General features: G+C 62.5%; 11 protein-coding genes. 8 read left to right on the forward strand and 3 right to left on the reverse strand.

What is annotated here, in order from left to right; all coding sequences use genetic code 11:
• Window positions 1-71: 71 nt before the first annotated feature.
• The 3 genes from QYQ99_RS24410 to QYQ99_RS24420 all read left to right on the forward strand — a co-directional run bounded on the left by QYQ99_RS24410 (window position 72) and on the right by QYQ99_RS24420 (window position 2,737).
• Complete coding sequence (locus QYQ99_RS24410) at window positions 72-494, forward strand: PaaI family thioesterase (protein WP_053283987.1); 423 nt, start codon at window positions 72-74, stop codon at window positions 492-494.
• 132 nt (window positions 495-626) lie between these two features.
• Window positions 627-1,643, forward strand: a complete 1,017-nt coding sequence (locus QYQ99_RS24415; RefSeq protein WP_302090386.1) for an NADP-dependent oxidoreductase — start codon at window positions 627-629, stop codon at window positions 1,641-1,643.
• A gap of 188 nt (window positions 1,644-1,831) precedes the next feature.
• Window positions 1,832-2,737, forward strand: coding sequence for an SDR family oxidoreductase (locus QYQ99_RS24420; RefSeq protein ID WP_302090387.1), 906 nt, complete (start codon window positions 1,832-1,834; stop codon window positions 2,735-2,737).
• Between the two features lie 46 nt (window positions 2,738-2,783).
• On the opposite strand, the gene QYQ99_RS24425 is transcribed toward QYQ99_RS24420, so the two are convergent.
• Window positions 2,784-3,341, reverse strand: coding sequence for a DUF1566 domain-containing protein (locus QYQ99_RS24425; RefSeq protein WP_302090388.1), 558 nt, complete (start codon window positions 3,339-3,341; stop codon window positions 2,784-2,786).
• Window positions 3,342-3,587: 246 nt separating this feature from the next.
• Here QYQ99_RS24425 and QYQ99_RS24430 point away from each other — a divergent pair, with 246 nt between their 5' ends.
• The 5 genes from QYQ99_RS24430 to QYQ99_RS24450 all read left to right on the forward strand — a co-directional run bounded on the left by QYQ99_RS24430 (window position 3,588) and on the right by QYQ99_RS24450 (window position 12,444).
• Window positions 3,588-4,796 (forward strand): multidrug effflux MFS transporter, encoded by a 1,209-nt coding sequence (locus QYQ99_RS24430; protein WP_302090389.1) that lies wholly within the window; start codon window positions 3,588-3,590, stop codon window positions 4,794-4,796.
• The gene (locus QYQ99_RS24435) at window positions 4,789-6,234 is read left to right on the forward strand and encodes an MFS transporter (RefSeq protein ID WP_302090390.1); all 1,446 of its coding nucleotides are present in this window, start codon (window positions 4,789-4,791) and stop codon (window positions 6,232-6,234) included. Before QYQ99_RS24430 ends, QYQ99_RS24435 begins: the two co-directional genes overlap by 8 nt.
• A 289-nt stretch (window positions 6,235-6,523) precedes the next feature.
• Window positions 6,524-7,822: an efflux RND transporter periplasmic adaptor subunit gene (locus QYQ99_RS24440; protein WP_302090391.1), complete on the forward strand. Its 1,299-nt coding sequence runs from the start codon at window positions 6,524-6,526 to the stop codon at window positions 7,820-7,822.
• A gap of 18 nt (window positions 7,823-7,840) precedes the next feature.
• Complete coding sequence (locus tag QYQ99_RS24445; protein ID WP_302090392.1) at window positions 7,841-11,008, forward strand: efflux RND transporter permease subunit; 3,168 nt, start codon at window positions 7,841-7,843, stop codon at window positions 11,006-11,008.
• An 11-nt stretch (window positions 11,009-11,019) separates the two neighbouring features.
• A complete protein-coding gene (locus tag QYQ99_RS24450; protein ID WP_409817449.1) occupies window positions 11,020-12,444 on the forward strand; it encodes an efflux transporter outer membrane subunit in 1,425 nt (474 codons plus the stop codon).
• Between the two features lie 126 nt (window positions 12,445-12,570).
• Here the strand turns inward: QYQ99_RS24450 and QYQ99_RS24455 are convergent, their stop codons facing one another.
• Both QYQ99_RS24455 and QYQ99_RS24460 read right to left on the reverse strand, forming a co-directional pair.
• A complete protein-coding gene (locus QYQ99_RS24455) occupies window positions 12,571-13,209 on the reverse strand; it encodes a TetR/AcrR family transcriptional regulator (RefSeq protein WP_302090394.1) in 639 nt (212 codons plus the stop codon).
• A gap of 170 nt (window positions 13,210-13,379) precedes the next feature.
• Window positions 13,380-13,880 carry a flavodoxin family protein gene (locus QYQ99_RS24460; RefSeq protein ID WP_034368725.1) on the reverse strand — a complete coding sequence of 167 codons (501 nt, stop codon included), beginning with the start codon at window positions 13,878-13,880 and terminating at the stop codon, window positions 13,380-13,382.
• Window positions 13,881-14,146 lie beyond the last annotated feature (266 nt).

Raw genomic sequence — 14,146 nt, forward strand, 5'->3', positions numbered from 1 at the left:
GTCCGCCGCGCTTACATTCACGGTTCAGCTGCTGCGGTCTGAGGCGCATCACTCTTCTGAAAGGTCTCGCGGTGTTGTCATTTGGTCCTGAAATTCCCTTTGTGCATGAGCTGGGCTTCACCCTCCACAAGATGGAGGACGGTGAGTCCGAGCTGCACTTCACACCGCGTCCCGAACATCTGAATTCCTTTGGCGTCACCCATGGCGGAGCCTCGATGACGCTGATGGATGTGACCATGGCCGTGGCTGCGCGCAGCGTGGATTTCGATCTGGGCGTGGTCACCATCGAGATGAAAACCTCGTTCATGCAGGCGGCCAACGGCCCGCTGGTGGGCAAGGGCGTGCTGCTGCATCGCACGGGCACCATGGCTTTTACCGAAGGCCGCATCTACGATGCGCAGGGCCGACTTTGCGTACATGCCACGGGCACTTTCAAGTACATGAAGCGCAAGCCCAAGGCGGACGGCGAACTGCAGGCTCTGGCCACAGATTGAGATAGACAGGTTGCTACTGTTTTATGAGCTAGTAGCGCCCGTTCAGTATGTGTTTTAGGTAGAAAATGCTGTCAAAGTCTTTGAGGTAAGGCGCTGATAGCTATCAAATTGAAGTTCTAACAGGAGACAGATATGACGGTCAATCAGCAGATCCTTTTGGACAACCGCCCCCAGGGTGAGGCGGTGGAGAGCAATTTCAAGCTGGTGCAGTCGCCGCTGCCCACGGTGGGCGAGGGCCAGGTGCTGGTGCGCCACCACTATCTGAGCCTGGACCCCTATATGCGCGGCCGCATGAACGACTCCAAGAGCTATGCCCAGCCCCAGCCGCTGGGCGAAGTCATGCAGGGCGGCACGGTGGGCGAGATTATCGAGAGCCGCCACCCCAAGTTCAAGGCCGGCGACAAGGTGGTCGGCATGGGCGGTTGGCAGGAGTACTCGCTGCTCGATCCCAGCGTGCCCGGAGCGCTGCGCAAGGTCGACACCACCCATGTGCCGCTGTCCTACTACCTGGGTGCGGTGGGCATGCCGGGCGTGACAGCCTGGTACGGCCTGGTCAAGATCATCAACCCCAAGGCCGGTGAAACCGTGGTCGTCAGCGCCGCGACCGGTGCCGTGGGCAGCGCCTTTGTGGCGCTGGCCAAGGCGCGCGGCTGCCGCGTGGTGGGGATTGCGGGCGGCGGCGAGAAATGCCGTTACGCCGTGCATGAGCTGGGCTTTGACGCCTGCATCGACTACCGCGAGCACCCCGATGTCAAGACCATGGCCAAGGCCTTGAAGGACGCTTGCCCCAACGGCATCGACGGCTATTTCGAGAACGTGGGCGGCTATATCTTCGATGCCGTGCTGCTGCGCACCAATGCCTTTGCGCGTGTGGCCCTGTGCGGAATGATTGCCGGCTATGACGGCCAGCCCCTGCCGCTGGCCAACCCGGCGCTGCTGCTGGTCAATCGCATCAAACTCGAAGGCTTTATCGTCAGCGAGCACATGGAAGTCTGGGGCGAGGCCCTGACTGAGCTGGGCGGCCTGGTGGCTGCCGGCAAGCTCAAGCCGCGCGAGACGATTTCCCAAGGTCTGGCCTCGGCGCCCGGCGCGTTTCTGGGCCTGCTCAAGGGCAAGAACTTCGGCAAGCAGCTGGTAAAACTGATTTAACCCCCTGAGGCTGAAAAAAAATCACCCCCTGAGGCGCTTTGCGCCTTCCCCCTCTCTCGCTTCGCTGGAGGGGGACGATGCCTTCGCCGGGGCGGCCCCGCCGCGAGGCGGCTCTTGCTTGGCATCTCTGATCTGGAGTGCGCCAGTTGCAGGCGCTATTTCCATTTTAAAAATATCCGGAGACAAGAATGATCACGAATTTCAAGGGCAAGACGGCAGTTTTGACGGGTGCGGGCTCGGGCTTCGGGCTGGAATGCGCGCGCATTGGAGCTGCCAGGGGCATGAATCTGGTGCTGGTCGATGTGCAGCAGGAGGCGCTGGACAAGGCCGAGGCCGAGCTCAAGGCCGCCGGAGCCAAGGTGCTGGCGCGCAGGGTCGATGTGTCGGATGCGGCCCAGATGGAGCGACTGGCTGCCGAAGTCAAGGAGACCTTTGGTGCGCCGCACTTTGTCTTCAACAACGCGGGCGTCGGCGCGGGCGGCCTGGTCTGGGAAAACACGGTGGCCGACTGGCAATGGGTGCTGGGCGTCAATGTCTGGGGCGTGATCCATGGCGTGCGCCTGTTCACGCCCATGATGCTGGAGGCCGCCAAGGCCGATCCCGCCTATGAAGGCCATATTGTCAACACCGCGAGCATGGCCGGTCTGCTGGCGCCGCCGAACATGGGTATCTACAACGTCAGCAAGCACGCGGTGGTGTCGCTGACCGAGACGCTGTACCAGGACCTGGCCCTGGTCTCGGACCAGGTCAGCGCCAGTCTGCTGTGCCCCTTCTTTGTGCCCACGGGCATAGGTCACAGCGAGCGCAACCGTCCCCAGGGCCTGGAGGCGCAGCCTTTGACGGCCAGCCAGAAGATAGGCCAGGCCATGACCGACAAGGCGGTGGGCTCGGGCAAGGTCACGGCAGCCGAGGTGGCGAAGAAGGTGTTCGATGCCATTGCCTCGGGCCAGTTCTATATCTACAGCCACCCGCAGGCCCTGGGCTCGGTGCAGGTGCGTCTGGAGGATGTGGTGCAGGGCCGCAACCCGACCGATCCGTTTGCGCACAAGCCCGAACTGGGCGAGAGCCTCAAGGCGGCGCTGCGCGCTGGCTGAGCGTGGGGGACTTGAAAAGGCCTTGCCGTAGCGGCAAGGCCTTTTTTCATGGTGCGCTTGAAGTCTGGGGGCCGAGCTCGGCTTCGGTGGCCGGACGCACCAGGCGAAGCAGCAAGGCATTGCCCTTGCCCATATCGGGCACCGCCTGCAGCGTCTCGGTGTTGACCGCCCAGGCCTGCTGGGCCGAGAGGCCGGAGAGGCTGCTGGATTTGTCCACCTGGGCGTAGTTATAGCTGTTCAGACGCTGGGCATTCACGGCGGCCGTGCCCGTCCAGTGCCAGTCGCGTGGCGCGTTGGGAAAGAGTTCGGGGTTCAGACCCTGGGGCTTGCTGCTGCGGTCCAGCAGGCGCTTGAGCTCATTGACGCGCGGCAGGCGCCAGCGCAGGTTTTCGGCCTTGCTGCGTTCTGCGGCATGGCTCATGGCCTGTTTGTAGCTGAAGACCTCGGCGCTGCCGGCACAGGCTTTGCCATTCCAGCTCATGCCCTCGACGCAGCGCGGCCAGGCCAGCTTGGCACGGGTGTCTATCACCATGCTGGCGTCTGGCGAGAGCTGAAAGGCGGGCAAGGGCGCTGCCGTCTGGGCGCTGGCGGTGTGAGTCAGCATGCAGAGCGTGGCCAGAGCGGGCAGCGAGAGGGAAAAGAGTCGGGTGGAGGAACTTGCAGCAATCACGGCAGGATCAGGGAAGGTTCGCAGTAGCTCGATTGTGCGAGCTGCTGGCGCAATCGTTGCGCCGATGACTGGGCGGAAAGCAGCGCTATTGGTGGCGCTGTACTCTGAGCCTGCGCTGCTATGCATGAAAACAGCGCTCGCCCAGCAAATAAATCAAGTTACCACGACAATCAGTCCCCTATGCAAGCTTCTGTTTCCCTGCGTCTGGTGTTGATTCTGGGCCTGTTGTCGGCCATCGGTCCCTTTGCCATTGATATGTATTTGCCCGCGCTGCCGCAAATCGGCGCCAGCCTGGGTGCCGAAGTCGGCGCTGTTCAAGCCAGCCTGACGGCGTTTTTTCTCTCGATCGGCGTCGGTCAGCTGCTCTACGGCCCGGTCTCCGACATGGTGGGCCGCAAGCCGCCGTTGTATTTCGGTCTGACGGTATTTGCAATTGCCAGCGTGGGCTGTGCGCTGGCCCCCAATATCGAGATACTGGTGGCTTTTCGCTTTATGCAGGGCCTGGGCGCTGCCGCTGGCATGGCCGTGCCGCGTGCCGTGGTGCGTGACTTGCATACCGGCCATGCCGCTGCGCGCATGATGTCGCTGCTGATGCTGGTCTTCAGCGTCTCGCCCATTCTGGCGCCGCTGGCTGGCAGCGGCGTGATTGCGGCGGCAGGCTGGCGTGCCGTGTTCTGGGTGGTTGCAGCCGCCGCCTTGCTGGGTTTGATTGCCACCTGGCGCGGTGTGGAGGAGACCCGCACGGCCGAGGCGCGGCTGGACAGCAGCCTTGGAGGCGCGCTCAAGGCCTATCTGAGCCTGCTGCGCGACTGGCATTACCTGGGTCTGGTGTTTATCGGTGGTTGCGCCATGGCGGGCTTTTTTGTCTATCTGGCAGGCTCGCCTTTTGTGCTGATCAACTATTACGGCCTGTCGTCCACGCAGTACAGCATGGCGTTTGCTTTTAATGCCATTGCCTTTATCGGGGCATCGCAGCTGACGGGGCGGCTAGGTCAGCGCTTTGGCCTGGTCAATGTGGTCAAGGCAGCGGCGTCGGCTTCGGGCTTCACCATGGCGGCCTTGCTGGCCTACTACCTCATGGGTGGCGAGCAACTGGTAGTGCTGATCGTGCTGTACTTCATCGCCAGTGCCTTCATGGGACTGGTGATTCCCACCACCTCGGTGCTGGCGCTGGAAGAGCATGGTGAGATTGCCGGTACGGCCTCGGCCCTGCTGGGCACGCTGCAGATGCTCAGCGGCGCGGCGGCCATGCAGATCGTGGGGCATTTTTCCAACGGCAAGCCCCTGCCCATGGTGGTTGGCATGGCAGCCGGAGCGCTGGTAGGCGTGGCGCTGACCTGGATAACGCTGGGCAAGTTGGCCGGTGCAAAGCGAGCCGCCCATGACTGAGCCCGCGAATGAAGCTGGGCTCAAAGCTCCTGCGGCTTATGACGGACTGCCCGATGGCGCGCGTGGCCGCGCCATGTTGGTCATTATTCTGGGTCTCACCCTGTCGGTGCTGGACAGCAGCATCGTCAACCTGGCCTTGCCCGCCATTGCGCGCGAGCTGCAGGCCAGCTCGGCCCTGACGCTGTGGGTGGTCAACGCCTATCAGCTCGCCGGTCTGGTGCTGCTGCTGCCGCTGGCGGCGCTGGGTGAGCGCCTGGGCTACCGGCGCATCTATCTGCTGGGCATGACGGTGTTTGTCATTGCATCGGTGGCGGCCACGCTGGCCAGCTCGCTGGCCACTCTGATTGCGGCGCGCGTGTTTCAAGGCATGGGTGCGGCCGGCATCATGAGCGTGAATGCGGCGCTGGTGCGATTGACCTATCCGCGCGCCATGCTGGGACGCGGCATGGCCATCAACTCGCTGGTGGTGGCGACTTCGTCCATGGCCGGGCCTTCGGTGGCCGCTGCCATCTTGTCGGTCGCCAGCTGGCCCTGGCTGTTTGCCATCAATGTGCCGCTGGGCTTGATGACCTTGTGGATGGGGCGCAAGGCGCTGCCGTCCAATCCCGTGGTGCGCAAGGATGGCGAGCCGATAGCGGCGCTTGACGTATTGCTCAATATCCTGATGTTCACTCTGCTTTTTCTGGGCGGTGAGCAATTGGGCGTGCGCATGGGGCAGGATCAGGGCGCTGCGGGCAGCTCGCTGATGGCTTCGGGCTGGTGGTTGCTGGGCGCCGGGCTGATGGTCGGATATGTCTATCTGCGCCGCCAGTGGCACAAGGCGGCTCCTTTGTTTCCGGTCGATCTGCTGCGCATTCCCGTGTTCCGGCTGTCGATGTGCGGCTCGGTCTCTGCCTTTTGCGCGCAGATGCTGTCCTATCTGGCCCTGCCATTTCTGCTGCTGGAGGCGCGCGGTCTGTCACCCATGGAGGCAGGCATGCTGATCACGGCCTGGCCGCTGGCCACCGTGCTGACGGCGCCAGTGGCCGGGCGCCTGATCGGCAAGTATCCCGACGGACTGCTGGGCGGCATCGGCATGGCCATGTTTGCCTGCGGACTGTGGCTGCTGGCGGCCATGCCGGTTGATGTGGCGCACTGGGACATGGTCTGGCGCATGCTGCTGGCGGGCAGCGGCTTCGCGCTCTACCAGTCGCCCAACAATCACACCATCGTGACCTCGGCCCCCATGTCGCGCAGCGGTGCAGCAGGCGGTATGCTGAGTTCGGCCCGAATGACCGGGCAGACGCTGGGTGCCGTGGTGCTGGCCACCATCTTTGCCATCTCGGGCGGGCATGGCGGCAATGCCGAACTGCTGGCGCTGGCTGTGGCCGGCTGTTTTGCGGCGCTGGCCGGAGTTTTCAGCATCTTGCGTGTACGCACGGGCAAGCCGCAGCATTGATTTGGCAGCAAGAGGGGCTTCTGTCCTGATATTGAGAGCGCAGCCAGTTGCCAATTTCGGAGTTTTGCGGGTGCTGGCTCTAGTCCGTTATGACGAGGAGCCTTGCTGCCAAGGTTTTCTACAGTGGTGTCTCAACCCAGAGAGCGCTGCGGCGCCGCGGGCCCACTTGACAGGAGACTGGCAGGCAGGTGATTGCCGGCATGTCATTGCAGCCTTTGGCTGCTTTACATTTTATTAATATTGTCGGCGCACAATGTTGACAAGTTCCTTAGTTCAGACCGTTCCACGTATGAAGATTGACCAGCCCGCTTCGCCGAGACCGCGCCGAGAGGCGCATTTTTCTTGCCTCCCCGGGGCAGGCCGGCAGGGTCATCACCAGCAGCGCTGGACGCTGGCTGTGGGGGCCATGCTGATCGCCGCAGCGCTGGCGGGCTGCTCCAAGCCCGAGGCGGAGCAAAAAGGCCCGGCCAAGTCCGACCCCAAGGTCGGCGTGCTCACCTTGCAGTCGCAAAGCCAGCAGCTGGATGCCAGCCTGCCAGGGCGTACCCGCGCCTTCATGACGGCCGAAGTACGCCCCCAGGTTTCGGGCATCATTCAGCAGCGTTTGTTCACCGAAGGCGCTCAGGTCAAGCAGGGTCAGCAGCTCTATCAGATCGATGCCGCATCGTTGAAGGCTGCCGAGGCCAGCGCCGCAGCCGCCGTGGCCAAGGCCGAAGCCAGCCAGCGCACGCTGGCGGCAACGGCGCGGCGCAATGCCGAGCTGGTCAAGATCGACGCGATCAGCAAGCAGGCCTTTGACGAAAGCCAGGCGGCGGCCGCCCAGTCCGCTTCGGACGTGGCCGTGGCCAAGGCCAATCTGGAAACAGCACGCATCAATCTCAAGTACAGCCGCATCGAGGCTCCCATCGGCGGCCGCATCGCGCTGTCTACCGTCACGCCGGGCGCGCTGGTCACGGCCAATCAGGCCACGGCGCTCACCACCATCGTGCAGCTCGACCCCATGTATGTGGACTTCACCCAGTCCAGCACCGATCTGATGCAGCTCAAGCGTGATCTGGAGTCCGGCCGCTACCAGAAGGTGGAGGGCAACAAGATTCCCGTGCGCATCCAGCTCGACGACGGCAGCGACTACCCGCATCAGGGCAAGCTGGCCTTTGCGGGCGTGATCGTCAACGACACGACCGGCACGCTGACCCTGCGCGCCGAGGTGCCCAATCCCGACGGCATGCTCATGCCCGGCATGTATGTGAAGGCCTTGCTGCCGACGGCTCTGGCACCCGATGCCTTGCTGGTGCCGCAGCAGTCGGTGACCCGCGACCTGACCGGACGTGCCAATGTCATGGTCGTCAAGGACGGCGATGTGGTTGAAAAGCGCGATGTCGAACTCGATCGCGCCGTGGGTGCTTTCTGGTTGCTCAAGACGGGCCTGAAAGCCGGCGAGCGTGTGATGGTGGATGGCTTTCAGCGCATCAAGCCCGGCGACAAGGTCCAGACCGTGGAGGTGGATCTGAAGGCCAAGGCCGAGCGCAAGAGCCAGCGTGGCGAGCCGCCTGTCCAGGCCGCTGCCGATGCGCCTGCCAAGAAGTAAGCAAGGCAGGCGACATACATGGCTCAGTTCTTCATCAACCGGCCCATCTTCGCGTGGGTCATCGCCATCATCATCATGCTGGCCGGGGCTTTGTCGATCAAGCTGCTGCCACTGGAGCAGTACCCCGAGATCGCTCCGCCCCGCGTGACCATCGGCGCCCAGTACACGGGTGCTTCGGCCGAGACGGTCGAAAACTCGGTGACGCAGATCATCGAGCAGCAGATCAAGGGCATCGACAACATGCTCTACATGAGCTCGACCAGCAATGCGTCGGGTCAGGCTCGCATCACGCTGACCTTTGCTCCGGGCACCAATGTCGACGTGGCGCAGGTGCAGGTGCAAAACAAGATTCAGGGCGCGGTCAACCGCCTGCCGGACTCCGTGAAGACGCGCGGCGTCTTCATCAACAAGGGCGGCCAGGATTTTCTGGTCACCTACAGCTTTTATTCGCCCGATGAAGATGTGACCGCCGTGGACATCGGCGACTACATCAACAGCAATCTGGTGGACATCATCGGGCGCATCGAAGGTGTCGGTGACATCAACGTCTTCGGCACGCCCTATGCGATGCGCATCTGGATGGACCCGGCCAAGATGGAGAAGTACGGGCTGATTCCCTCCGATCTGAGCAATGCGCTCAACGCGCAAAATGCCCAGGTATCCGCAGGTCAGCTGGGAGCCTTGCCTGCGGTGCAGAACCAGCAGCTGAATGCCACCATCACGGCGCGCACCAAGCTCAAGACCGTGGAGCAGTTCGAGAGCATCGTGCTCAAATCTTCGAATGACGGCTCTGTCGTCACCATCAAGGACGTGGCCCGGGTGGAACTGGGCGCCGACAATCTGTCCATCCAGGCCAAGCTCAACGGCATGCCGGGCGCAGGCATGGGCATCATCCTGGCCGACGGTGCCAATGCCATGGCGGTGTCGGATGCAGTGGCGGCCAAGCTGGCCGAGCTCAAGCCCTTCTTTCCCAACCAGATCGACTATTTCGTGAGTTCGGACTCCACGCCCTTTGTGCGGGCCTCGATCAGCGAAGTGGTGCATGCGTTGGGCGAGGCCATGGTGCTGGTGGTGATTGTGATGTTCGTGTTCCTGCAGAACTTCCGCGCCACGCTGATCCCCGCCATTGCCGTGCCGGTGGTTCTGCTGGGCACCTTCGGCGTGCTTTCCGTGGCGGGCTTCTCCATCAATACCCTGACCATGTTTGCCATGGTGCTGGCCATCGGCCTGCTGGTGGACGATGCCATCGTGGTGGTCGAGAACGTGGAGCGGGTGATGCACGAGACAGGCAAGTCTCCCAAGGAGGCGACGCGCCAGTCCATGAAGGAAATCACGCCTGCGCTGGTCGGCATCGGGGTCACGCTGTCGGCGGTGTTCGTGCCCATGGCCTTTTTTGGCGGCTCCACGGGTGTGATCTATCGCCAGTTCTCCATCACCATCGTGGCGGCCATGGCGCTGTCCGTGTTCGTGGCGCTGACGCTGACGCCGGCGCTGTGCGCGACGCTTCTGAAGGCCCCGGATCTCGGTCACGGAGATAGCCACGAGCGTCCCATACGCTCCGGGGTTCTGGGTATCAACGACCGGTTCTTCCGCTGGTTCAACCGCAATTTCGATGCGGCTGCCAACCGCTACCAGAGCACGGTGGCCTTCAGTCTGGGCCGGGCCAAGCGCATGATGCTGATCTTCCTGGCCGTGCTGGCCGCAGTCTGGTTGCTGATGGCCAAGCTGCCCACCTCGTTTCTGCCTGACGAGGACCAGGGCTTTGTCTATGTCAACGTCAATCTGCCGTCTGGCGCTTCGGACGCCCGTCTGCAGGAGGTCCTGGACCAGGTGCGCGAATACCTGGCCAAGCAGCCGGATGTGATCAGTTTCAACCAGGTTTCCGGCCTCAACGGCGACCAGAGTTCTGCGCGCGGCTTCATTCGCCTGAAGCCCTGGAGCATGCGGCCTCTGCCTTCGCAATCGGCCGCTGCCATTGCGAACAAGGCGACCCGGGAGCTGGCCGGCATCCGCGATGCCCGTGTGCAAGTGGTGCTGCCGCCTGCAGTGCGCGGCCTGGGTTCGAGCTCGGGCTACAACTTCATGATCAAGGACATCAACGGTGTGGGCCATGAAGCGCTGCTCGCCGCGCGTGATCAGGTACTTGGCGAAATGCGTGCCAGCAATCTGCTGACGGCTGTGCGCACCACCAATCTGGAAGACGCCAGCGAGCTGCGCGTGGATGTGGATGACCGCAAGGCTGCCGCTCTGGGGCTGGCGTACACCGATATCAACAGCGTGCTCTCCAGCGCCATGGGCGGCACCTATGTGAACGACTTCCTGAACAACGGTCGCGTCAAGCGTGTCTACATCATGGGCGATGCGCAGTACCGCATGCTGCCCAGCGATATTGCCAAATGGACGGTGCGCAACAACAAGGGCGAGATGGTGCCTTTCGGAGCCTTCTCCAAAACCTACTGGGCCTACGGCTCGCCCCAACTGCTGCGCTATAACGGCAGCCCGGCCTATGAGTTTGAAGGCCGTGCTGCAGCGGGTATCAGCTCTGGTACCGCTATGGCGACGGTGGAAGACATCCTGAAGAAGCTGCCCAACGGCATTGCCTACGAATGGACGGGGGCTTCCTTGCAGGAGCGCCAGTCCGGTGCGCAGGCGCCCATGCTGTATGCCATCTCGATTCTGTTCGTCTTCCTGTGCCTGGCCGCACTCTATGAAAGCTGGACGGTGCCGCTGTCGGTGATGCTGGCTGTGCCGCTGGGCGTGGTGGGCGCGCTGCTGGCGACCTATACGCGCGGCCTGACCAACGACGTGTATTTCCAGGTCGGCCTGCTCACCACCGTAGGTCTCGCGGCAAAGAACGCGATCCTGATCGTGGAGTTTGCGGTGCAGCTGCAGGAGCAAGGCAAGAAGCTGTTCGATGCGACGGTGGAAGCCGTGCGTCTGCGTCTGCGTCCCATCCTGATGACTTCTCTGGCCTTTGGTTTCGGTGTGATTCCGCTGGCCATCGGCACCGGCGCAGGTGCTGGTGGCCGCAATGCCATCGGCACGGCCGTGCTGGGCGGCATGGTGGCATCGACGGTGCTGGGCATCTTCCTCGTGCCGGTGTTCTTCCTGCTGGTGCGCAGCTGGTTCAAGAGCCACTCGCGCAGCGATGAGGCGCATGACGTCAACAAGGAGAGCGCAGCATGAGGCGCCTGAGCATGAAATTTTCGACCATGGCGGCCGCTGCGGTGACGGCCTTGCTGGCGGGATGCAATCTGGCGCCGGTCTATAAAACGCCTGATCTGCCCGTGCCCGAGACCGTCTCCGGCAATGCCATCCCGGCCCAGGCCAGCGAGGCGGCGCTGCAACAGGCCCAGGCGCTGCAATGGCTGCAGTCGCCGCAGCTGCGCGAGGTGGTGGCGCTGGCGCTGAGCAACAATCGCGATCTGCGCGTTGCGCTGGAAAACATCGAGAAGGCCCGGGCCCAGTACGGCATCACCAGAGCCGACCTGCTGCCGGGCATCACGGCCCAGGCGCAGAGCAATCGCACGCGCACCGCAGGCGATCTGACGACGGCCGGGCGTTCCAGCATCACCGAGCAATACACGGCCCAACTGGGTTTTGCCAGCTACGAGCTGGACCTGTGGGGGCGCATCCGCAATCTGAGCGAAGCCTCGTTGCAGCAGTTTCTGCAAAGCCAGGACAACCAGCGCAATGTGCAGATCGCTCTGGTGGCCGATGTGGTCAATGCCTGGCTGACGCTGGCTGCCGATCAGGCGCGCCTGCAGCTGGCCAAGGACACACTGGACAGCCGCATCAAGGCTTTCGAGCTGACAAGGCGCATGTATGAGCTGGGCTCGACCTCCGGCCTGGTGCTGGCCCAGAACCAGACCACGGTCGATACGGCGCGCGGTGATGTGGCCGGTTATACCTCTCAGGTCGACAGAGATCGCAATGCCCTGCAACTGCTGGTGGGCGGCCCGGTGCCTGCGCAACTGCTGCCCACCGCCCAGACCCTGACGGGCGCGGCAGACACGGCAGCTCTCAAGGTTGTGCCTGTGCCTCTGCCCTCATCGGTACTGCTCAAGCGCCCGGATGTGCAGGCTGCGGAGCGCAATCTGCAGGCCATGAATGCCAATATAGGCGCAGCCAGAGCGGCGCTGTTTCCCAGCATCACGCTCACCGGCAGCGTCGGCTCTGGAAGCAACGAGCTGGACCGCCTGTTCGGCAACAACAACAGCACCTGGAGTTTCATCCCTCTGGTCAAGCTGCCGATTTTTGATGGCGGGCGCAACCGCGCCAATGTACAAGTGGCCGAGAGCAATCAGCGCATTGCGCTGAGTCAGTACGAGAAGTCCGTGCAGACCGCCTTCAAGGAGGTGGCGGATGTGCTGGCCGACCGCGCCCAGTGGGATGAGCGGCTGGCCGCCCAGACCAGCATGGTGGCCAATACGCAAAAAGCCTTCGATTTGTCGAATGCTCGCTTCCAGGCCGGCGTGGACAACTATCTGACAGTGCTGGATGCGCAGCGCAGCCTTTATACCGCGCAGCAGACCTTGATAGGCCTGCGCCTGTCGGAGCAACTCAACCGGGTGACCTTGTGGAAGGCATTGGGTGGGGAAGAGGCCGCACAGCCGGTTTGATGGAGGGAGCTCGCTCCAGAAACAAAGCCGCAGTCCGAAAGACTGCGGCTTTGTTTTTGATAGCTACTATCGCTTTGCCAGTAAGCGATTAGGCCGGATTTCATTGAAATTCCGGCGCGCCAACTCTCAAGGCATCTTGAACAGCAGAGCCACCTGAAGCCGGAACAGGGTCCCGGCATTCATGGGAACTTCGGGGTGAATCACGGTGTTGTTCATCATGGCCAGCCACAGAGGCGCGAGCAGCAATTCCGGATGCTGCACCAGCTCGGGTGCCTTGAGCTCGTTGCGTTGGGCGGCCAGTTGCGCGAGCCGGGTGAAATGCTCGAGCAAGGCGTCGTGGACGTAGCGGCGATACATCTGCGCCAGCAGCGGAAACTCCAGGCCTTCGGCGACGACCAGTCTGGCCGTGGCAGAGCGGCCGCTGCTGTCAATGACCTCCGCCGCAGCGCCCACGGTGCGCAGAAGATACTCGCCCACCGATTCATGCTCGTGCATCGGGCTGGATTGCAAGGCCACGGCGGCCGAGGCGATATGTGTCTGGATGACGGCTTCGAACAGGGCTTCCTTGCTGTCGAAATAGCGAAACAGCGTGACCTTTGACAGTCCCGCGCGCTGTGCCACCGAAGCCGTGGTGCCACGCGCATAGCCGTGTTCCAGAAATTCTGCAAACGCAGCCGCCACGATGGAGCGGCGCGTGGCCTGAGTCTTTTGCGGACTGGGGCCGCGAGGCGTGCGCTTGGGACGTGCGGTGTCTGGTTCAATCATGGACGCAAGAGCTGGTGAAGTCGCAGACTATGCCTGCTTGGGGGCGCGCATCGGGGAAAAGCATGCGCGCGCAATGATGGCACATTTATACAAGCCGATTCGAAGGTCCCATTCTTGCCCTTGTCTGGAGCCTCTCCTGTCCAGAATGATGCGGGCAAACCCTTGTTTTTCTAGAAAATGCCCAAGGCCAGCCCCGTGGCCAGTGATTGCCCCAATTCTTCGCAGCGCTGCAAATCGGCGGCCTGTATCTGTTTGGGGGCGAGTATGGCCTCCGGTGTCTGGGCATGGGTGCAGACGATGAGCGGCTCTGCCACGGCCTTCAGACGCCAGCCGGTGGCAATGCGTTCCATCTGCCTAGCTGCGTTATGACCGTCACTGCCCGCACAGACCAGACTGGCATAGGGGCGGCCCTGTATCCGGTCGAGCACGCCGTAATAGCTTCGGTCGAAAAAATCCTTCATCAGGCCGCTGATGGCGGCCAGATTCTCCGGAGTCGCAAACAGGTAACCCTGGGCTTGCAGCAGGTCTTGAGGGCCGGCATCAGTCGCGTGCAGCAAGCGGACCTGGACGGATGCTTCCTGGCGCGCACCAGCACTGGCTGCTTCGACCATCTGGAGTGTGCCGCCCGTCAGGGAGTGGTAGACGATCAACAGGGTTGGGCGTTGGGGCATGGTTGCTTTGTTGCCGGTGGACAAACCACAGGCGCCTGCACGCGGGAATAACCGGGTAGGGCGCTGTGGTTTTGCGTAATTGTTGCTAAAAAGATACGGATTGTCGTGGTTTGTAATGCGGCCTGAATGGGACTAAGCTTCGACAAATATTGACATTTGTCAATTTTGCGACCCAAGGTTGCTCTTGATTTTGCAGCGCTTTGTATTGGATATACAAGCTTATGCCTATGATTTGATCTAAATCTAGACGCAATCATGCCAAGCCT

The sequence above is a fragment of the Comamonas testosteroni genome (assembly GCF_030505195.1).
Classification (GTDB): Bacteria; Pseudomonadota; Gammaproteobacteria; order Burkholderiales; family Burkholderiaceae_C; genus Comamonas; species Comamonas testosteroni_G.

Coding starts and splice junctions, on each gene's coding strand:
- QYQ99_RS24425 (WP_302090388.1), bottom strand. CDS start 3,341: ATGCTGACTCACACCGCCAGCGCCCAGACGGCAGCGCCCTTGCCCGCC.
- QYQ99_RS24445 (WP_302090392.1), top strand. CDS start 7,841: ATGGCTCAGTTCTTCATCAACCGGCCCATCTTCGCGTGGGTCATCGCC.
- QYQ99_RS24420 (WP_302090387.1), top strand. CDS start 1,832: ATGATCACGAATTTCAAGGGCAAGACGGCAGTTTTGACGGGTGCGGGC.
- QYQ99_RS24430 (WP_302090389.1), top strand. CDS start 3,588: ATGCAAGCTTCTGTTTCCCTGCGTCTGGTGTTGATTCTGGGCCTGTTG.
- QYQ99_RS24440 (WP_302090391.1), top strand. CDS start 6,524: ATGAAGATTGACCAGCCCGCTTCGCCGAGACCGCGCCGAGAGGCGCAT.
- QYQ99_RS24415 (WP_302090386.1), top strand. CDS start 627: ATGACGGTCAATCAGCAGATCCTTTTGGACAACCGCCCCCAGGGTGAG.
- QYQ99_RS24455 (WP_302090394.1), bottom strand. CDS start 13,209: ATGATTGAACCAGACACCGCACGTCCCAAGCGCACGCCTCGCGGCCCC.
- QYQ99_RS24460 (WP_034368725.1), bottom strand. CDS start 13,880: ATGCCCCAACGCCCAACCCTGTTGATCGTCTACCACTCCCTGACGGGC.
- QYQ99_RS24435 (WP_302090390.1), top strand. CDS start 4,789: ATGACTGAGCCCGCGAATGAAGCTGGGCTCAAAGCTCCTGCGGCTTAT.
- QYQ99_RS24450 (WP_409817449.1), top strand. CDS start 11,020: ATGAAATTTTCGACCATGGCGGCCGCTGCGGTGACGGCCTTGCTGGCG.